General features: G+C 54.9%; 17 protein-coding genes. 4 read left to right on the top strand and 13 right to left on the bottom strand.

Translation table 11 applies throughout. From position 1 onward, the window contains the following. Positions 1 to 436: 436 nt before the first annotated feature. The 8 genes from H0248_RS10985 to bioH form a co-directional block, all read right to left on the bottom strand. Positions 437 to 1,846 (bottom strand): FtsX-like permease family protein, encoded by a 1,410-nt coding sequence (locus tag H0248_RS10985; RefSeq protein ID WP_180785962.1) that lies wholly within the window; start codon positions 1,844 to 1,846, stop codon positions 437 to 439. Then, positions 1,843 to 2,535, bottom strand: a complete 693-nt coding sequence (locus tag H0248_RS10980; protein WP_180785961.1) for an ABC transporter ATP-binding protein — start codon at positions 2,533 to 2,535, stop codon at positions 1,843 to 1,845. Before H0248_RS10980 ends, H0248_RS10985 begins: the two co-directional genes overlap by 4 nt. Before the next feature lie 8 nt (positions 2,536 to 2,543). Then, a complete protein-coding gene (locus H0248_RS10975; RefSeq protein ID WP_180785960.1) occupies positions 2,544 to 3,023 on the bottom strand; it encodes a hypothetical protein in 480 nt (159 codons plus the stop codon). 12 nt (positions 3,024 to 3,035) lie between these two features. Then, positions 3,036 to 4,781: an alkaline phosphatase gene (locus H0248_RS10970; protein ID WP_180785959.1), complete on the bottom strand. Its 1,746-nt coding sequence runs from the start codon at positions 4,779 to 4,781 to the stop codon at positions 3,036 to 3,038. Positions 4,782 to 4,920: 139 nt separating this feature from the next. Continuing rightward, a complete protein-coding gene (locus H0248_RS10965; RefSeq protein ID WP_180785958.1) occupies positions 4,921 to 5,346 on the bottom strand; it encodes a type II toxin-antitoxin system YhaV family toxin in 426 nt (141 codons plus the stop codon). 5 nt (positions 5,347 to 5,351) lie between these two features. After that, on the bottom strand, positions 5,352 to 5,696 hold the full coding sequence (locus H0248_RS10960) for a type II toxin-antitoxin system PrlF family antitoxin (protein ID WP_180785957.1): 345 nt from the start codon (positions 5,694 to 5,696) through the stop codon (positions 5,352 to 5,354). Between the two features lie 188 nt (positions 5,697 to 5,884). Next, the gene (acrD, locus tag H0248_RS10955) at positions 5,885 to 8,995 is read right to left on the bottom strand and encodes a multidrug efflux RND transporter permease AcrD (protein ID WP_180785956.1); all 3,111 of its coding nucleotides are present in this window, start codon (positions 8,993 to 8,995) and stop codon (positions 5,885 to 5,887) included. A gap of 173 nt (positions 8,996 to 9,168) precedes the next feature. Next, positions 9,169 to 9,936 carry a pimeloyl-ACP methyl ester esterase BioH gene (gene bioH / locus H0248_RS10950; protein WP_180785955.1) on the bottom strand — a complete coding sequence of 256 codons (768 nt, stop codon included), beginning with the start codon at positions 9,934 to 9,936 and terminating at the stop codon, positions 9,169 to 9,171. 83 nt (positions 9,937 to 10,019) lie between these two features. Between bioH and gntX the strand changes: the two genes are divergently transcribed. Next, positions 10,020 to 10,721 carry a DNA utilization protein GntX gene (gntX, locus tag H0248_RS10945; protein WP_180785954.1) on the top strand — a complete coding sequence of 234 codons (702 nt, stop codon included), beginning with the start codon at positions 10,020 to 10,022 and terminating at the stop codon, positions 10,719 to 10,721. Between the two features lie 60 nt (positions 10,722 to 10,781). Next, entirely contained in the window at positions 10,782 to 11,357 is a 576-nt protein-coding gene (gene nfuA, locus H0248_RS10940; RefSeq protein ID WP_010277845.1) for a Fe-S biogenesis protein NfuA, read from the top strand. Between the two features lie 67 nt (positions 11,358 to 11,424). Here nfuA and malQ read toward each other — a convergent pair whose 3' ends face one another. The 5 genes from malQ to glpE all read right to left on the bottom strand — a co-directional run bounded on the left by malQ (position 11,425) and on the right by glpE (position 18,098). Next, positions 11,425 to 13,512, bottom strand: a complete 2,088-nt coding sequence (malQ, locus tag H0248_RS10935) for a 4-alpha-glucanotransferase (protein WP_180785953.1) — start codon at positions 13,510 to 13,512, stop codon at positions 11,425 to 11,427. A gap of 12 nt (positions 13,513 to 13,524) precedes the next feature. Then, positions 13,525 to 16,047, bottom strand: coding sequence for a maltodextrin phosphorylase (gene malP, locus H0248_RS10930; protein WP_180785952.1), 2,523 nt, complete (start codon positions 16,045 to 16,047; stop codon positions 13,525 to 13,527). A gap of 42 nt (positions 16,048 to 16,089) precedes the next feature. Further along, complete coding sequence (locus H0248_RS10925) at positions 16,090 to 16,848, bottom strand: DeoR/GlpR family transcriptional regulator (protein WP_010277854.1); 759 nt, start codon at positions 16,846 to 16,848, stop codon at positions 16,090 to 16,092. 24 nt (positions 16,849 to 16,872) lie between these two features. Further along, positions 16,873 to 17,706, bottom strand: coding sequence for a rhomboid family intramembrane serine protease GlpG (gene glpG, locus H0248_RS10920; RefSeq protein WP_180785951.1), 834 nt, complete (start codon positions 17,704 to 17,706; stop codon positions 16,873 to 16,875). 68 nt (positions 17,707 to 17,774) lie between these two features. Then, positions 17,775 to 18,098 (bottom strand): thiosulfate sulfurtransferase GlpE, encoded by a 324-nt coding sequence (gene glpE / locus H0248_RS10915; protein ID WP_014916896.1) that lies wholly within the window; start codon positions 18,096 to 18,098, stop codon positions 17,775 to 17,777. 338 nt (positions 18,099 to 18,436) lie between these two features. Here glpE and glpD point away from each other — a divergent pair, with 338 nt between their 5' ends. Together glpD and H0248_RS10905 are read left to right on the top strand one after the other, a co-directional pair. Next, positions 18,437 to 19,936: a glycerol-3-phosphate dehydrogenase gene (glpD, locus tag H0248_RS10910; RefSeq protein ID WP_039504600.1), complete on the top strand. Its 1,500-nt coding sequence runs from the start codon at positions 18,437 to 18,439 to the stop codon at positions 19,934 to 19,936. A 572-nt stretch (positions 19,937 to 20,508) separates the two neighbouring features. Continuing rightward, positions 20,509 to 20,976, top strand: a 468-nt coding sequence (locus tag H0248_RS10905; protein ID WP_257981553.1) for a contractile injection system protein, VgrG/Pvc8 family, incomplete at its 3' end; no start/stop codon positions are given.

Below are 20,976 nucleotides of genomic sequence, written 5' to 3'. Positions count from 1 at the left end.
TTACACAATTTTAATTACAGGCTCAGAACCAAGCAATTCGGATGGATCAATGCCATCTTCAAGAAGTTGTCAGGGCCGAATCACACTTTATTAAAAAATTGAACTATTCTTTAATAGACTGATCTCAAAGTAGAATAGCTTTTTGAGGTCTTGATATGACCCTTTTTACCCCCTCTCTCTGGTAGAGGAAACCCGTTCTCCTATTCATCAACAACATCATCTTGTTGATGTGCTATTTCTTGTTCTCGCTGCAATCGCCAGTGGACAAAATGGGTAGGCTGAAATTCAACAGTTTGGTGATATTACTTTGCAAATACCGGCAGAGTTGAACCCAGAGTTACAGAAGAAATGGCCTTCAATAAAAACACTGGCCGCATCTGACTCTGCTCAGGCGCGGAAACTACGCGCCTGATGCTAATACGGCTATCGTCGCGGCTTACTCTCCACGCAGCGCCGTAGCAGGAGATTGACGGTAGGACAACATCGCGGGAATGGTGAGCACCACAGCAGCAACCAGCAACAGGAGCAGGACGAAGTGGATGTCTTCCCATTCCAGCGTCACCGGCAGGACAAAGCCGCTTTTCTCGCTCATGACCACTGCAATTGCGCGGGCGGCAAGGTAGCCCAGACCGACACCCAGCAGCACGCCGACGCTCACCAGCGACATCAATCCGCTCCAAATCAGCGTAAAAATGCCGTAGCGCGGCGCGCCAAAGGCACGCAGTGCGCCAATCTGTTTCTGTCGCTGCCGCAGGTGGATAACCGCCACCATCGCCACCGCGACGCCGACTAATCCCTGCGTTCCCAGCGAGATATAGGTCAGCAGCTCACGAATGTCGCCCAGCATCGAGTAGAGCTTCACCAGCACTTCGCCGGGGAACACCGCCAGCGTCGTGTTGCTGCGATACAGCGAACGCAGTTGATAAGCACCCGCGATCGTTTTCGGTTTAACGACAATAGCGGGCAACCCCGCCTGATGTGCGTGCCCGTGCGCTTCTTCCTCGCCGTGCTCCTCATCATGTGAAGCCGTTACCGGTTGAGCGGCATCCGCATGATGATCACCACTTGCAGCAGCTTCCGCAGGATGGGCTTCGTTGTGATGCTCATCGGCATGCTGTTCGCCTTCCGCCTGCGTGGTTTCATCATGCGAATGACCGTCATGTTCACTTTCATGATCATGTTCCCCCTCATGCTCATTGTGGTCGTGATCATCGTCCGCAGCATGCGGTGGATGGATGCCGTGTACTCGCCACACCGCGTTCACCGGCACCAGAATCGCTTTATCCCACGCGCTGCCGTCAGCAGGTAAAACACCGACAACGGTGTAGGTGACGTTATCGTGCGCGTGCGCCCCTTCCGTCCCCACCTGACCATGAATCGGGCTAAAGGTACTCCCCACCATCAGCCCCGTTTGCGCCCCTACCACGGCCTCAAAGTCGTCGTTGAACACGCGTCCGGCGGTAAGGTGCCGCTTACCGTTATCCGTGACCAGCGGCGGCGTGGTGCCAACAATCGGCATCCCCTGATAGAAATCACCAAACGCGACCGGTGCCGCCCAGGCGACCAGCGGATTCTTCTCCAAATCTGTCAGCACCTGAGCAGGAACCAGCGTCAGCGCCGACGGTTGCAGGAACACGGACGACAGCACCAGTTGCGTTTCGCTCCCCGGCGCGCCAATTACCAGATCGAAACGATCTGCGGCTTTGGCACTGCCCATGCGCAGCGCTCTTTCCTGCAAACTCACCGAAATACTTAACGCTGTCGCCATCGCGATCAGTAATACCACGACCAGCACACCCGGCCAGAGCCGACGCCAGTCGACCCAAATAAGACGCCATGGAATCATGTACGATCCTCCTGATACGGCGTGTCCGCCACGAGGCGTCCTTTTTCCAGTTGAATACAGCGCGACATTTGCGAAGCCAAACGTGCATCGTGCGTGATCGCGATAAGCGTGGCGCGACTCTCACGCGCCAGCGTCACCAGCAGATCGGCAATCTGCTCGCCGCTGTGCGCATCCAGGCTGGCTGTTGGTTCATCGGCAACGATAATGTCTGGCTTGCTGAGCAACGCTCTCGCGACGGCAACCCGCTGCTTCTCGCCGCGTGATAGCACTTCAATCGGACGTTTCGCGGTATTCAGCCCCACCTGTGCCAGCAAATCCGCTGCCCGCAGCCTGAGCGACGCGGGTATCCGCCAGTGGTGAAACTGCGCAGGCAGTAGGACGTTCTCTATCGCACTCAGGCCGGGGAACAGGTGGAAATCCTGCATCACCAGCCCAATATGCTGCGCCCGCCAGCGGTCGCGTTCCGCTTCGTTCATCTGCCAGATATCCTGTTTTTCCCACTGCACACAGCCCGTTCCGCTGTGATCCATCCCGGTAATAGCATTCACCAGCGTGGTTTTACCAGAGCCGGAAGGCCCCATCACCGCAACCCGCTCGCCAGAACGAATAGACAGCGCGGGAATAGCCAGCACGGCCTCGGACGTATCGGGGAAGGTCACACTCAGGTGTTGAATCAATAACTCCGCCATCAGTGCTCCTAAAGGGTATCGAACGTGGCTTCACGCAGTCGCAGCAGGCTGACAAAACCCGTTTCAGGGTCGGTCCACGATCCGTGCTCCAGCACGCCTTCCACCTCAATCATGGTGTTGTTCTGTACGAAGGTCTGACGTTTGGCGAGGTAAACGACGAGGATATCTTCAGGCCAGTCCGCATCAGACGAACAGAAGGGGCACAGCGCCATCGGCATTTTGGTTAAGACAAAGAATTGTGACTCCGCCTTGAGCGGCGGCGCCATGAAGCCGCGCATTTTTACCCGTTTACCGGAGAGCGCTTTGACGTCATTGGAGAATTCCAGACCCAGCACGCCGTAAGAGGCGTACAGCTTGTCGAAGGAAAGTTCAGACTGCGCGGCTTTCACCGGGGCGAGACCTCCGAGAAGGAGGAGCACCAGCACCGCACGCAGCCAAGAGAATAAAAGCGGGGTCGCCCCCGCTTTGCTGCATTTCGCATTATTCATAGCGTCGTAGGATTACTTTTTGTCCTGCGGTTTTACCGCCAGTGCATCAACAATCACCCGGAACAGATCGGTGTTTTCCATGTAACCACGGATACGCTCTGCACCTGGGCCGCTCGCCTGAATCACCATATCGTCAACGGCATGAACACCCGTATCGGAAGAGCGTGGCAGGATCCCTTCACGGAATACCGCGCCCGGCACTTTCTCATAGGCTTTGTTGGCGACATATTCATCTTTTTCGTTCTTGATAGCAGGAACGAACTGGTTATCCAGCTTCGGACGGAACGTCTCGTAATAGTCAGGGAAGTTGTTGAAGAACACTGCCAGACGTTTAGAAACGTTCAGGTCATCCGGGTAGCCGTCTTTGTTGGCATCCTTATAGTTCGGATAGCCCGCATCTTCATACACGCCAACCTTCTCACGCATCTCGGTGCCTGGCTTGCTGTCGTCCACAGTACCGATGATAGACAGGCCATGCGTATGGTCACCCGTCACGATAATCATCGTGTCTGGGTTTTTCTCGGCAAATTTCTTGGCGATAGCAACGGACTGATCCAGCATGATGGTGTTCGTGAAAGCACGTTCCCAATCCAGTGGGTGGGACGCTTTGTCGATCAGCGCGGATTCCACCATCAGGAAGAAGCCATCCTGGTTTTTGGACAACACATCCAGCGCCGCCTGCGTCATGTTGGTCAGGTCAGGCTGGTTCGGGAATTTCTTGGCAACGTCATTTTTCAGGAAGCGACGATCCATCACGCCATCCATGTTGCCAGTGTGGAACAGCCCCAGCAGTTTGGTCGCCTGCGCGGCATTTTTCTTCAGTGAATCCGCATCGGTAACCAGTGAATAGCCCGCTTGCTGGAATTTCTCAACGTAGTTGGTTTCGTCTTTACGCTTAGAACCCGGCGTGCTTTTCGGCAGGAAGTAGGCAGAACCGCCGCCCAGCATGACCGTAGGCTGCACGTTGTAGAACATCTCAACGATTTCGGCTTTATCCGCACGACGACGCGTGTGAGAGACGACCGCCGCTGGCGTAGCGTCCTGAAGTTCAGCATCGCTGACGACGCCGACAGACATTTTGGTCGAACGGGTTAACAGCTCACCCAGCGTTTCCTGCTTCGGGTGATCCAGTGAATTTTTGCTACGGCTGACGTACACACCCAGCGCGTTCACACCGGATTTGTGACCGGTCATGTAGGCGCTCATGGTGTTGGCGCTATCGGCCGCGATAGAGTCGGTACTGGACGTGCCGGCAAACGCCATATATTGCAGATCATCAATCGCCAGACGACCATCCGCTTTCCCTTCCGTCACCCCTTTGGACAGGATGCGCGCGCCAGTACGGTGCGCAACGGACAGGCCATCGCCGATGAACAGAATCACGTTTTTGGCTTTACGCGTACCGGACGCGGAATAAACGTCCCAGTTCACCTGCGTCTTTTTGCCTTTGGCTTCCGCCTCTACCACATACTTGCCCGCTTCCGGCAAGTTCACGTCTCGCAGCCAGATCGTGGACGCATTGCCACCGTCTTCACGCTCAACAAACGATGCCGTTTTGCCCAGCACCTGCTGGTAATCCTTGCCGTTGATCAGAATGCGAATATCTTCCGGCTTAAGTACTTCATCAAACTCGACTTTAAAATCGAATTTCCCGCCCGCCAACATGGTGGCGCGGTCAATGGGATAAATGGCCTGAGCCTGCACCATTCCTGGCAGCGCAGCAGAAATCAGTAAAGGCAGTAACCAGCGAGCTTTCATTGTTATGTCCTTGGTTGCGTAGTTTAGCAGGACATAACGTAGTTACCTTTTTTTACAGTTTGATGAATTTCCTTAAAAATTACGGCCGCACGAGCATTTGCGTAAGCATGGCCTCACTATGGGATTCAGCGAGCAGTTGCTACCAATCTCCCGGCGGATTCCCGCTTGCTAGCATGCCGCTAAAAACTTTATAAGCATCATGCTGATCGCCATATGCTCGTTTAGTGTCTGAATCATTGACCCAGGCAAGGATGATAGTTTTATGTCTCTCGCTATAGCGAAAAAATAACCGATACTGACCCAGAAATTTTGCCCTGAACCAATGTTTGTTACCTCCGCCTAGCGTATCGCCTTGTCTAAATTTCGTTTGGGACGGATCGCCACAAATCTCAGTACGGATGACTTTGACTATTGCAGCCAATAGCTTAGTTGCCTGCTTTTTCTGATAAGATTCTGGATGTTTCTTACGCAACTGCTCAACTTCAACAATAAGAGACTCAAACTGCGCATCAAAACAAGGATGCGTAAATAGCTGCCACCCATTTATTACTCGCTTATCAACCATTTTGCTCACTCGTCGTCAGTAAGCGGTGCATCCAGATCAATATCCATCCCTGCGGTTAACACACTGGCACGTGACATAAGCGATTGATCAAACGGCTTAATATTTTCTGGATGACGTTGCATATCTTCAGCCAAAAAATGCAAAAAGTGATGAATAACGGGGTCATCATCTATCACCTCTTCACGCCGACTGATCAGCACTTGCCCTCCCGGTAGCACGCTATAATGAATGTACTCCCCAGGTTGCAGGTTCATTGCATCACGCACAGACGATGGAATCGTTGTCTGACTACGCGCCGTTAAGCGACTATCGGCGCGCAACAACACATCCGCTGATTTTAAATCAAACATTTTTTAATCCTCAGTATCGCGCGTCAGTGTCCAGTTCCAAACAGAGCATGTTGGAGAAAAAGGCGATATTGCGCATTGATTCTCCGTGTTTGAATGTCGATTATTTCGCGATCTACCAGCAGAGTAATGCAAATGCATTGGCAATGCAAACGCATTACTTTCTACTCCCTATCGAAATCACAGTGTCGTCATTCCTTCTCCTTTAACGGAAAGCGGCGACGCACGACAACAAAGAACAGCGGCACGAAGAAGATGGCAAGGAAGGTGGCAGCCAGCATCCCGCCGATCACGCCCGTTCCCACCGCATGCTGACTGGCTGAGCCCGCTCCGCTGCTGGTCGCCATCGGCAGAACACCGAAGATAAACGCCAGCGACGTCATCAAGATCGGCCGCAGTCGCTGACGGGAAGCCTCCAGCGTGGCCTCAACCAAGTCCTTCCCTTTCTGGTTCATTTCGTTGGCGAATTCCACTATCAGAATGGCATTCTTCGACGATAGCCCGACCACCGTCAGTAGCCCAACCTGAAAATAGACATCGTTTTCCAGACCGCGCGCCCAGGTAGCCACCAGCGCCCCCAGCACGCCCATCGGCACCACCAGCATGACGGAGAACGGCACAGTCCAGCTTTCATAGAGCGCAGCCAGACACAGGAACACCACCAGCAGCGAAATGGCATACAGCGCCGGTGCCTGCGCCCCGCTCAATCGCTCCTGCAACGACATGCCCGTCCACTGCAACCCAAAGCCTTCCGGCAATTGCGCCACCAGCGATTCCATGACATTCATCGCCGTGCCGGTACTGACGCCCGGCGTCGCCTCGCCGACAATCTCCAGCGACGAATAGCCGTTGTAACGCTCAAGACGCGGCGAGCCGGTTTCCCAGACGGTTTGCGCAAATGCACTAAACGGCACCATGCCGCCGCTGTTGTTGCGCACATACCATTTGCTGACATCGTCCGGCAACATGCGGAACGTCGCCGCCGCCTGAACGTAGACTTTCTTCACCCTACCGCGGTCGAGGAAGTCATTGACATAGGTCGAGCCCCAGCCCGTTTTCAACGTGCTGTTAATGTCATCTACCGATACACCCAGCGCCTGTGCTTTGCGCTGATCGATATGAATCCGCAACTGTGCGCTATCATCCAGACCGTTGTGGCGCACGCGCGTCAGTTCGGGATTGCTGCCAGCCATGTTTAACAGTTGATCCCGTGCAACCATCAGCGCATCGTGTCCCAGTCCCGCGCGATCCTGTAGCTGCATGGAGAAACCCGCAGCACTCCCCAGCCCGTTAATTGATGGCGGGCTACTGGCGAACACACGCGCTTCTTGAATATGACGAAAGGCTTTGGTTGCGCGTTCGATAATCGCAAACGAGCTGCTCTCCGGCGTGGTGCGTTCATCCCAGTCTTTAAGACGTACAAACAGCCGCGCTACGTTCTGCCCGTTTCCACCCGGCCCAGAGCCGATGGTGGAAAACACGGACGTCACGGTGTCTTTTTCCTGCGTGAGATAGTACTGCTCAATCTTGTTGACCACCTGTAGGGTCTGCTGCTGCGTCGAACCCGGCGGGAGCTGCACTTGTGTCGTGAACACACCGCGATCTTCCTGCGGCAGAAACGAGGTCGGCAGCCGGAAAAACAGGAAGGCCATAATCCCGATAATGCCCATATACAGCAGTAGCCAGCGCCCGCTGCTGATCAATATCTTGCCGACGCCGCGTTCATACTTCAGCGACGTGCGGGTAAAGCTGCGGTTAAACCAGCCGAAGAACCCTTTGCGGCCATGATGTTGACCTTTAGCGAGTGGCTTGAGCAGCGTCGCACACAGCGCAGGCGTCAGAATCATCGCCACCAGCACCGACAGAATCATTGAGGTCACAATCGTGATGGAGAACTGGCGGTAAATCGCTCCCGTTGTGCCGCCAAAGAAGGCCATCGGCACAAATACGGCGGACAGCACCAGCGCGATCCCGACCAGCGCCCCTTGCACCTGCCCCATCGATTTTCGCGTCGCCTCGCGTGGTGAGAGCCCTTCCTCGCTCATCACACGCTCTACGTTTTCCACCACCACAATAGCATCGTCGACCAGCAGACCAATCGCCAGCACCATCGCGAACATCGTCAGGGTATTCAGGCTAAAACCAAAGGCATACAGCACGGCAAACGTGCCGAGCAACACCACCGGCACCGCAATCGTGGGAATCAACGTGGCGCGGAAATTCTGCAGGAACAGGTACATCACCAGAAAGACCAGCAGCACCGCTTCGAACAGAGTTTTCACCACATCGGTGATAGAGGCTTTAACAAAAGGGGAGGTTTCGAAGGCGATTTTGGCTTCCAGACCGTGCGGGAAATATTGCGACAGCTCCTCGATACGTTCTCTGACCCGCTTATCGGTTTCCAGCTCATTCGCACCGGACGCCAGCGTCACTCCCAGACCAGAAGCAGACTGGCCGTTGAAACGACTGAGAAAATCGTAGCGTTCCGCGCCCAGTTCGACTTCTGCAACGTTCGCTAACGTCACGGCGGAGCCATCCTGCTTGACGCGCAGCGTGATATCGCGAAACTGCTGCGGCGTCTCTAACAGCGACTGCGCATTGATTGTCGCATTAAGCACCTGATTATCCACAGACGGCACGCCGCCGACCTGCCCTACCGAAACCTGACTGTTCTGCGATTCAATCGCCCGCACTACGTCGCTGGTGGTCAGCGCATAATCCATCAGTTTGGCCGGATCCAGCCAGATACGCATTGCATACTGCGATCCATACGCAGAAACCTCACCCACCCCGCTGATACGGCTAATCGGTTCCTGAATATTCGTCGCGACATAATCGGCGATATCCTGTTTGTCCATACTGCCATCGGTAGAGACAAACGCGACCATCAGAATATTGGTATCGCCGGTTTTACTCACGGTGACGCCCTGCTGCTGGACTTCCTGCGGCAGTTTGCGGATAGCGGATTGAAGCTGGTTTTGCACCTGCTGACGGGCTTCATCGGGATCGGTGCCTGCCTCGAAGGTCAACATGACTCTGGCTTGCCCAGTGTTGCTGCTGTCCGAGGACATGTACATCAGGTTATCCAGCCCCGTCATGCTTTGCTCAATAACCTGTGTGACGGTATTTTCCAGCGTCTGCGCCGACGCACCGGGGTAGCTCGCAGTGATTCGCACGCTGGGCGGGGCCAGATCGGGATACTGTTCCAGCGGCAATGACTTGATCGCCAACATACCACACAGGCTGAGAAGGATAGCCAGCACCCACGCAAAAATGGGACGGTCGACAAAAAAGTTCGCCATCTCTCCAACACTCCTCAGCCATATTTTAACGTGGCTGCTTCACAAGCAGCCTATTTATATTCAAACAGAATTCAACCCAGAGAAAACCCTGCGCACAGGGTGCCGAATTACCTTAACTGTCGACGTCGGCTAAATCGTGGAGAAATTGAGGAGAAAATGTAAATTATCGTCGGCTATGCCTGTGCGAACGCAATCACCTGCTCGGCAAAGGCATCAGGGTGCGAGATAAACGGCGCATGCGCGGCCTTTGGAATCACCACCGAGGTTGAATTCGGCCACTGGTCATCCAGCAATCCGGCAACCTTGCGCGGCACCAGCCCGTCTAACGCACCATAGAGCCGCAGGAATGGCACAGCCAAATCGGCTAATGGCTGGCGTAAATCCGCTTCGCGCAAAATCGCCAACCCGCCGTTTAATACTTCGACTGACGGCATCGGCTGTTCCAGCACCACGCTTTTTAACAGTCGGGCATCCTGCCGTGCGCTCTCCGTTCCCAGCGTTTGCAGCGCCAGAAACCGCTCGACAGTACGCTGGAAATCTTCGCTAAGCTGCTGCTGGAACCCCAGCAAGACGTCTGGCTTGATGCCCGGCCAGCCGTCCTGTGCGCTGAAACAGGGGGATGACGCTACGGTAATCAGCTTGTCCACCCGCGCAGGGGCGCTCAACGCAATCTGGCTGGCAACCAATCCACCCAGCGACCACCCTAACCAGACGGCGTGTTCCGGTGCCTGCGCCAGTACGCAATCCGCCATATCGCTCAGCGACATCGGCCCAAATCCCTGACTTCTGCCATAGCCCGGCAGATCGACTACATGCAGACGAAAATGCGGGGCGAGTCGCGCAATCATGCTTTGCCATACCTGCGCGTTCAATCCCCATCCGTGCAGCAACACAAGATCCGTGTTTCCTGCGCCTTCGGTCTGCCAATACAACGCTGCCATCCGTTATCTTCCTTCCTCGGGAAACCCCGTCACGTTTGCATGGGGTCAATATATTTCAGGGAAAACGATCGTTAAGGAAAACAATGTTAACCATCTCCGCACGCTGCTGGCTATGCTTATTACCGCTTCATCACAGCCAGCAGGGTATTTGCTCGTACTGCCAGCGCCATTTGCCGCGTTTGCCCCTCTGCTGCCCGCGCTGTGGCTTGCCCTCCGGCGACACAACACATCAGTGCGGGCGCTGCCTGCAAAACCCACCGCCCTGGCAATCAATCACATTTATCAGCGACTACGTACCGCCATTCAACACGCTGCTGAAGCATTTTAAGTTTCACGGTAAAACCGAGCTGGCAACGGTGCTCGCCCGACAGCTGTTGCTACGCTGGCAGATGACCTACCGCGAGCGAAAGCTCTCTGGGCGGGCTCCCCTGTTCCGCCCCGATCGCCTGTTCACCGTTCCCCTGCACCGGAACCGCCAGTGGCGACGCGGCTTCAACCAGACCGAGCTGCTCGCCCGGCCTCTCGCCCGCTGGCTGAACTGTGCTTACGAGCCACGCGAATTGCAGCGCACCCGACGCACGCCGCTACAGCAAACGCTCAGCGCCAACGCGCGGCGGCGAAATCTGCGGGGTGCATTTTCCTGTGATGTCTCGCTGTCTGGGCAGCAGGTGGTTTTACTGGATGATGTGGTCACGACGGGCAGTACCGCCGCCGAAATCAGCAGGCTGCTACTGGCTCAAGGTGCAGCGGGCGTTCAGGTCTGGTGTTTGTGCCGAACCTTGTAGTCGGGGGGAGGATGGGCGTATTATAACCGACAAGTGCAGTCAACTATCGAGCTTACTCTTATGATTCGTATTACCGATGCTGCTCAGGAGCATTTCCTGAAACTGTTGGCAAAACAGGAAGAAGGCACACAGATTCGCGTCTTTGTTATCAATCCAGGTACGCCAAACGCCGAGTGTGGCGTGTCGTATTGCCCGCCGGATGCCGTAGAAGCCAGCGATACCGTACTGAAGTTTGAAAAGATTTCCGCTTACGTGGACGAACTCAGCGCCCCTTATCTGGAAGACGCTGAAATCGACTTCGTCACCGACCAGTTAGGTTCTCAACTGACGCTGAAAGCACCAAACGCCAAAATGCGTAAAGTGGACGACAATGCCCCGCTGATGGAACGCGTGGAATATGTGCTGCAATCGCAGATCAACCCACAGCTGGCTGGCCACGGCGGCCGTGTGACGCTGATGGAAATTACCGATGACGGTCTGGCGATTCTGCAATTTGGCGGCGGTTGTAACGGTTGTTCGATGGTTGACGTCACGCTGAAAGAAGGGATTGAGAAAGAGCTGCTGCAAACCTTCCCTGAGCTGAAAGGCGTGAGAGATCTCACTGAACACCAGCGCGGCGAGCACTCTTACTATTAATCCTCTCCCCTGCTGATTGATGTGTGCTTTTCCTCCCCGACTCAAGGGAGGAAGAGTATTCATTAGGTTATTCGGCTTTCTGCGCTTTCATCGGCGCGCCACGACGCAAATCCATATCCCGAACCAGTCGTTCAAGGCAGCGGTCAGCGAAGATCGACTCCAGCGGACGCGTGAGCTTGCGCCGCCAGTTGGGATATTCACGATTGGTGCCCGGCACATTGACGGGTGTCGCCATATCCAGCCAGTCTTCCAGTTGGAACCCGACCAGTGCGCTTGCACTATCGGCAACATAGCGATGAACGCCACGGCTTAGCGGTGCGCCCATCGTCGTCAGCGCCGAATTGCGACCAACCCGCTGTGGCAATAGCCCGAATTCGTGCAACGCATTGAGCAGCCCCTGCTTCGCTTTCTCACGCTGCTGCATTTGTTCTTGCAGTAGTGCTTCCGTCGGGTACAGCCCCAATTCCCGCCCCAGCGATAAATCCACGGTCTGCCAGTAGCCGCGCAGCGTTGGCAGATCGTGCGTGGTGATCGTTGTCATGGCCTGACGCGGGTAATCTTCCGGTGCGCGGAAGTGGTTTTCTTCATCCTTTTCAAAGAACAGCACCTTGTAAGAATAGACACCGTAGTCGTGCAGCTTGCTGACAATTTCCGGCGGCACCGTACCTAAATCCTCACCGATAATCAGGCAGCGATGGCGCTGGCTTTCCAGCGCCAGCACCGCCAGCAGATCGTCGACCGGATAATGCACGTAAGCCCCGTTACCCGCCGATTCCGCCTTGGGTATCCACCACAGGCGCAAGAGCGCCATCACGTGATCGATACGCAACGCGCCACAGTGCGCCATGTTGCTGCGCAGGACATCGATAAACGGCTGATAGCCACGAAGCTGCAGCATGGTAGGGTTCACTGGGGCAAGCTGCCAGTCTTGTCCCTGCGGCCCAAGCGGATCCGGCGGTGCGCCGATAGAGGCATCAAGGCAATAGAGCTGCCGTTCGTCCCAGGTTTCCGCGCCGCCCTGTGCAACGCCAACGGCTAAATCACGATACAGACCGAGCGGCAGACCAAGCTGTTTACTGTGCGCGTAGCACTCCGCAAGTTGCTCGTGCGCCACCCATTGCAGCCAGCTGTAAAACGTAATCTCATCGCTGTTTTCACGGCGGAAGGACTTCACGCTTTCACTGTGCACGTCATGATAGCTGGCAGGCCATTGGTGCCAGTCCGCGTAATTCTCACCCTGTTTTTTCAGGTAGGCCTGCAAGGCATCAAACGTCGCCTGAAGTTGCAGACTCTGCCCACCGCTCACGACAAACTGGCGAAAGGCGCTAATACGCGGATCCAGCGCACTGCGCGTCGTAAAGTAGCGGAAAGCCAGCCGCAAGGCGGTCAGCTTAAGGGCCGTCACCGGTTCATAATCAACCCAGCGCCCCGCCCGCAGCGAAACGATTGCGCTTTGCGTATCCTCACGGTGCCACCATGCTTGCGCTTCCCCGCTCTGCTGAAAATCATCGATCCGATTCACATCGATATAAATAATGTTCAGCCAATGCCGCGAGGAAGGGCTGTAAGGGCTTGCAGCTTCTGGCAGTGCGGGATACAGCGAATGCAGCGGATTCAGCCCGACAAAGGCACCACCGCGTCGGGCAATCTGTTCCACCAGTTGGCGAAGATCGCCAAAATCCCCGACGCCCCAGTTGTTCTGCGAGCGCAAGGTATACAGTTGGACGGTCACGCCCCACCAGCGTTTTCCCTGTAGTAAGGATTCGGGTTCATAGCAGCGGTGCGGGGCAACAATAATCCGGCAGCTCCAGCGCTGGTCAGCCTGCGTCAGCGTCAGGTAGTGGTAACCCAGCGGCAGCACACCCGGCAACGCCAGCGTTGAGCCACCCGTTATCTGTCCTTGAATTTGACCGCCGTTTTCATACATCAGCGTCCAGAGGAATTCACCGTGACCAGCAAGCTCGATGACCGCATCCCGGCCTTGCAAAAAGACCCGAACAGGCGGCAAGGGTGCATTATCGCTATCAGAAACGTCCATCATGGCCTGAATCTGGTTTCTGATTGCGGCCGCAACAATGTGCTCTTTGCCATACGCATCGGTATAGCTTTCCGCGATGCCTGTCTGCTGGCTTGCCAGTTTATCCACCTTGAACACCCTCTCCTTTTCCTAACGATGCGCCTGCCAAATGCGCGTCTGGTAATCATGAATCGCCCGATCCGAACTGAACATCCCCATTCTGGCGGTATTCAGCACACAGTGGCGCGTCCATTCATCCGGCTCACGGTAAAGCGCATCAACACGCTGCTGCACCTCACAGTACGGTGCAAAATCGGCCATTAACATATAGGGATCGCCCAGTTTCAGCAGGCTATCCAACAGCGGGGCAAACGCATTTTTATCCCCCTGACTGAACGCACCGCTCGCTAGCTCGTTCAGCACTTCACGCAGCAGCGGTGTCACAGCAAGGTAGTCAGACGGCTCATAGCCCTGCGCCTGTAGCGCTTTTACCTGTTCGACGGTGTGACCGAAAATGAACAGATTGTCTGCACCGACCTGCTGCGCCATTTCTACATTCGCCCCGTCCAGCGTGCCGACGGTCAGCGCGCCGTTCAGCGCCAGCTTCATATTACCCGTGCCGGACGCTTCTTTACCTGCCGTTGAAATCTGTTCAGACACGTCTGCGGCAGGAATCATCCGTTCGGCCAGCGAAACGCGATAGTCTGGCGGGAAGACAACCTTCAGGCGATCATTAACGCGGCGATCCTGATTAATGACCGCGGCAACCCGATTAATGGCATAAATGATATTTTTCGCTAATACATAGCCCGGTGCCGCTTTGGCACCGAACAAAAAGACGTGCGGCACTATATCCAGATGCGGATTGTCACGCAATTGACGATATAGCGCGAGGATATGCAGCAGATTCAAATGCTGGCGTTTGTACTCATGCAATCGCTTAATTTGCACATCAAACAGCGCGTGCGGATCGATCACGATGTCGTACTGCTGGCGGAGGTAGGTCGCCAGTTGCGTTTTATTATCGGCTTTGATTTGTCGATAACGTTCACGAAAGCCAGCATCGTCAGCATAGGGCTCCAGCCCTTGCAGCGCGGGCAGATCATTCACCCACGGCGTATGCAGCGTGTCGTCGATGAGCGCGGACAGCGCCGGATTACACTGCTTTAGCCAGCGGCGTGGCGTAATGCCATTGGTGACGTTATGGAATTTGGTCGGCCACAGTTGGTGATATTCTGGGAACAGATCTTTCACCACCAGTTCCGAATGCAGCGCCGCCACGCCATTGACCGCGAAGCAACTGACCACGCACAGGTTTGCCATGCGAATCTGGCGCTGGTGGCGAATCGCGAGTTTCGCCCATATCTGCCGATCGCCAGGCCATTGCTGTTCGACCTGCGCCTTAAACTGCGTATCGATTTGCCGAATGATAGACAAGTGGCGCGGAAGCAGGCGGCCAAACAGCCGTTCATCCCAGCGCTCAAGCGCTTCCGGCATCAGCGTGTGGTTGGTATAGGCAAAAGTGCGTCCGGTTATCGACCAGGCTTCATCCCACGGTATCTGATGCTCATCCATCAGCAGCCGCATCAGTTCGGGGATCGCCAACGTCGGGTGAGTATCATTAAGCTGGATGACTTCGTAATCCGGCAGCGTGGACAGCGCGCGCCCAGCATTAAGGTGACGGCGCAGAATGTCGGCCACCGAACAGGCGCAGTGGAAGTATTGCTGCATCAGGCGCAGACGTTTGCCCACCGCGTGGTTGTCATTCGGATACAGCACGCTGGTCAGGCTGGCGGCGGAAATCCCCGCCTGTGCCGCGCGCAGATAGTGCCCTTCATTGAATAGCGTCAGATCAAACGGCTCGCGATGCGTCGCACGCCACAGACGCAGCGGCTGCGCCGCACCGTTGTGATAGCCAATCACCGGCAGGTCACAGGCTTCACCTCTGAAAACGGTATCCGGCAGCCAGCGCAAGGTGCCGTCAGTTTGAGGTTGCAAACGCCCGCCAAACCCGACATCCACCGCCAGCTCCGCGCGCGGTAAAAACCACGGATAGGTATCGCGCTGCCAGTCATCGGCCGTTTCCTGCTGCTTTTCCTGCGCAAAATGCTGCCGGAACAGACCGTATTGGTAGTTGAGGCCGTAACCCGTTGCAGGCTGCCCCACCGTTGCCATCGAATCCAGAAAGCAGGATGCCAGCCGACCTAATCCGCCGTTGCCTAAACCCGGATCGGTTTCCTGCTCCAGAATATCGCTCAGGTTCAGTCCCTGCTCGGCGAGCACGGCGGCTACCGCGTCATACCAGCCCAGATTCAGCAGGTTGTTGCCCGTCAGACGACCGGGCAAAAACTCCATCGACAGGTAGTTCACATGGCGCTGAGGCGCATTGGCAGCAGGAGACGTTGGCGAAGCGGAGTGCATCAGCAGTTGTTCAGACAGCGCAAGGCTGACGGCGCGCCAGCACTGCACTGGCGTCATCGCGTTCAGGGACGCGACGCCACCGAGCCGCTGTTGGCGGCGCAGCGCGGCGGTAAATTCTGAGGCATCAAAGGCGATAGCAGGATGGGTGGAGGAAACGGGCTGCGTTAAAACCTCTGGCTTTTTTGCAGCCGCTGAACGCATTGACGATCCGGATACTTTTGCAGAACCCGACTTTCTTGAAGAATCTGACATGGTGCCTCCTCCTTTGTCCATCATGGAAAAGGCACATCGGGTTCAACACAACTCCAACTGTACCTTATGCTGTTCAATGATTTTCAGTACGCTGGGCGGTGGTGACTGATCGGTAAAAAGATAGTCTATCAAATCCATGTTACCCAAATTCACCATCGCATTACGACCAAACTTGGAATGGTCGGTCACCAGCATGACGCAGCGAGAATTTTCAATAATCGCCCGTTTTGTGCGCACTTCATGGTAATCAAACTCCAGTAATGACCCATCCATGTCAATACCACTGATACCCAAAATGCCGAAATCCAGACGGAACTGAGAGATAAAATCCAGCGTCGCCTCACCCATGATACCGCCATCGCGGGTACGCACTTCGCCACCGGCCAAGATCAGGCGAAAATCCTCTTTTGCCGTCAGTAGCGTGGCTACATTCAGGTTATTGGTGACCACGCGCAGATCCTTATGCTGCATCAGCGCATAGGCCACCGCTTCGGGCGTGGTACCGATATCGATAAACAAGGTAGCGCCGTCTGGAATTTGGCTCGCCACCCGACGGGCAATGCGCGCTTTTTCATCCGACCACATCATTTTACGGTCATGGTAGGCCGTGTTAACCGAGCTGGACGGCAATGCTGCACCGCCGTGGTGGCGATGGATTTTATTCTGCTCGGCCAGATCGTTCAGATCGCGACGAATGGTCTGCGGGCTCACCGCAAAATGCTCCACTAGCTCTTCAGTACTGACATAGCCCTGCTGGCGCACCAGCTCAATAATGGCGTCATGCCGTTGTGTCTGCTTCACATTTATCCCCTAAGACGCCCCGATTTACTGGGGGTTTGTTTTATTATACGTGTCCCAAAAGGCCATCAATAGCCCGACAACCAGACCAGCCACATGCGCCGCATTTGCGATCGACATACCTAAAATATCGAAATATCCAGCGACCAGCCACAGTAAAGCGAAGGCCATCAAACTGCGCGGCATGGATAAATAACCGTCAGGCTCTCGTTCCCCTCGCAGCCAGACATAGCCCATCAGGGCATAAACCACGCCAGACAGGCCACCAAAATGGGTGCCGCTAAACCAGGACTGCGCCCAGCCGCTCACCAGCGCGGAAACCAGCGTGATGACCAGCAACTTTCCGGTTCCCAGCACTTTTTCAACCGGGCCGCCCAGATACCACCACCACATGAGATTGAACAAAATGTGCAGCAGGGAAAAGTGCAACAAAACATGACTGAACCAGCGCCACACCTCTATCTGTTGTCCCTCAGCCGGGAATGCCAGCCATACCATCACGCTCTCATAGCCCGAGATTTGCATCAGGATGAACACCGCGATCGTCACGACCATCAGGGAGAGCGTCAGCGGGCCTGCTTTTTGCTTCAGCGTTTGCAGGTAAGAGTAGCGTTGGTATTGAATACCGGTATCCATCGATCCCGTTTGCCAACTGGCCGCCAGATAGCGCGGGTTTGTCGGGTCGCGCAGAAAAATTTCCAGCTCACCCTGAACCTTGCTCAGTTGGCTTTCATCCTCCAGCCACAGTTCAGCTTCATGCCCCTGAGGCCGCATTTCCAGATGGACCTGCTGTGTACGCATGTAATCAACAAATGCCTGAGCCAGACGCGGGTTGGAGAGAGCAATAACGCGAATCATCATAGCGGGAAGCGCCAGTGAGTAGGTTGAGTTAGAAACATGATAATAAAGGTTCTTTAATCGTCATGCGATCAGGCTTGCGCCTGCGTGTCTTGCGGGTAGCGGTTTTGCCAGGCCTCAAAGCCACCATCGATGCTGTACACCGAATCAAAGCCCAGGCTAATCAGGTACTGCGCGGCATTGCGGCTGCTAATGCCATGGTAGCAAATCACCATGACCGGTGCTTCGAGGTCAGCGCCGCGCACGAAGTCAGACAGCGTCTCGTTCGTCAGGTGCGTCGCGCCGGGGACATGGGCTACGGCAAAGCTCTGTGGATCGCGAATATCAACAACAACGCCCCCTTCCTGCCAGCGGGAGTGGGCTTGCTCAATACTGATAGCTTCAAATTGTTCCATCGAAAGTGACAACCTTGTTAATAATGGACAGGATGTTAGTAACCACTGACGTCATGGCAACCCGAGGCGTAATTGTAACCCGCCTTCAACGGCATAAAACCCATATGATTATAAGGTTATTTATAAAAACAGTGCTTCACTCATGTGGAGAGTGACGACAAAACGGCACAATTTCAGCCTAATATCCCTTCTTTTAATGTGATAACTATCATCATATTGTTAGGTTCGTCACGCATAAATGTTTTTATTTGGTTAACCGTTGGCTGATTTGTTTGTTTTCGATTATCATAATGCTCGAAAACGAACATTTTGATTTATTCGAGGGTGGAGGAAGAAACGTGGAAACCAAAGATCTAATCGTTATCGGCGGCGGAATTAACGGTGCAGGCATCGCCGCAGATGCGGCTGGGCGAGGGTTATCAGTCCTGTTGTTAGAAGCGCAGGATCTTGCCTGTGCCACGTCCTCCGCCAGTTCCAAGCTGATTCACGGTGGCCTGCGTTACCTTGAGCACTATGAGTTTCGTTTGGTGAGCGAAGCGCTGTCTGAACGCGAAACGCTGCTGAAAATGGCCCCGCACATTATTTTCCCTATGCGCTTTCGTTTGCCTCACCAGCCGCACCTGCGTCCGGCCTGGATGATTCGTATCGGCCTGTTCATGTACGACAACATCGGCAAACGCGTCAGCCTGCCTGCCAGTAAAGGACTGAAATTCGGCGCAGATTCTGTGCTTAAGCCTGAATTAAAGCAGGGCTTTGAATATTCTGACTGCTGGGTGGACGATGCGCGTCTGGTGGTGTTAAACGCGCAGGAAGTGACAAAACGCGGCGGAGAAGTCCGTACCCGCACCAAAGTGACCCGCGCTCGCCGTGAACAAGGCGTATGGATTGTCGATGCGGTTGACTCACTGACCGGTGAAACCTTCACCTGGCGCGCCAAAGGTCTGGTGAACGCGACGGGCCCGTGGGTAAAAGAATTCTTTGATGACGGCCTGCAGCTGAAATCACCTTACGGCATCCGTTTGATCAAAGGCAGCCACATCGTGGTGCCAAAAGTGCATAACCAACCGCAGGCGTATATTCTGCAAAACAAAGATCACCGTATTGTGTTCGTGATCCCGTGGCAGGATGACTACTCAATCATCGGCACGACCGACGTGGAGTACAAAGGCAATCCGCACGATGTGAAGATCGATGACAGCGAAGTCGCCTACCTGCTGGACGTGTATAACGACCATTTCAAACAGCAGCTTACGCGTGACGATATCGTCTGGACTTACTCTGGCGTGCGTCCGCTGTGTGATGACGAGTCCGATTCTCCGCAGGCGATTACCCGTGACTACACGCTGTCAGTCGATGATGATAACGGTCAGGCACCACTGCTTTCCGTGTTTGGCGGCAAGCTGACGACATACCGTAAGCTGGCAGAGCACGCGCTGGACAAACTGCACAAATACTACCCGCAAGCAGGTAAGGCCTGGACGAAAGGTGCAGTACTGCCGGGTGGTGATATCGCCGGCACGCGTGATGACTACGCCGCTGCGCTGCGTCGCCGCTTCAATCTGCCAGAATCACTGACGCGCCGTTACAGCCGCACCTATGGTTCAAACAGCGAACTGATTCTGGCAAACGTGAAAGGCCTCAGCGACCTGGGTGAAGATTTCGGTCACGACCTGTATGAAGCAGAACTGCGCTATCTGGTCGAAAAAGAATGGGCCGTTATGCTTGATGACGTCATCTGGCGCCGCACCAAACTGGGCATGCGCTTCGATGATGCACAGAAACAACGCATCAGCGACTGGCTGGCAAACCATTACCAGCAGATAGCAAAAGCGGGTTAATTGCTCCAGCCTCCACTTCTCGATCAGGCCTTCTGATCGAGAAACTTTTCCATAATAAAAAACCTTCCGCCTATAATAAGTAGCAGGCATAACCCGTCAGCAATCTACTCGTATCGCCCCCTGTCCTCAGAGGGTTATGCCGCCATTTAGTTCGCCATCTAATTTATTTATGACTATAATATTTCAATATTAATCAATTGATTGACCTGTTTTTAATCCTTTCTTCGTACTATTGGTTTTCACTTCGCTTGCTACCCTTCTCTCGCCATTGTTTATCAACAGGACCCGCGTCAAGGATGCCACAGGGAACGTTTTCATTATTCTGCCTCTCGCCCCAATTCCTCTGTTCGTTTGTCCTTTACGGCATGAACACATCACTGCTGACTCTCACCCCTTATCCGACATAGGTTTTGTGTTTTGTCCAGAATAGCGTGTTACCCAAGTAGATCGTAGTGTGAACAGACTCAGACCACCGTTTACGCATTTTGCCTTTCATCAGGGGAGCGGTGGAACGCATCGGCACGTGTAGTAGCCGTCGCCGTAGATCAAGAATAAAAATAAGGAGAAAGCCGATGGCAAACAGTACAGGATTACAGTTCACCGTAAAGGTCGGTGCCCTAGATGCAGGCACTTTCGCGGTGGTGGATTTCAGGTTGGATGAAGGGCTGAATAGGCCTTTCAGCCTGTCGCTGAGTCTGGCGAGCGCGTTGCCGGATGTGGATTTCGGCGCGGTGCTGGACCAGCCGTGCGAGCTGATGATCTGGTATGAAGGCGAACTGAAACGTCGGGTCAGCGGAATTATCAGCGGCTTCACGCAGGGTGACACCGGTTTTCGGCGCACGCGCTATCAAGCGGAAGTCCGTCCGGCGCTGTGGCGACTGGGATTACGCACCAACGCCCGCATCTTTCAGGCGCAGAAGCCGGAATCGATTATCGGGGCGCTGCTGGAAGAAGCGGGCATTACCGACTACGCCTTTGCGCTGCGCCATGCGCACGCGCCACGCGAATACTGCGTACAGTATCGGGAAAGCGATTTAGCC

It is taken from the genome of Pectobacterium brasiliense, assembly GCF_013449685.1.
Lineage (GTDB): Bacteria > Pseudomonadota > Gammaproteobacteria > Enterobacterales > Enterobacteriaceae > Pectobacterium > Pectobacterium brasiliense_A.
This window is presented reverse-complemented; position numbering and strand designations above follow the sequence as displayed.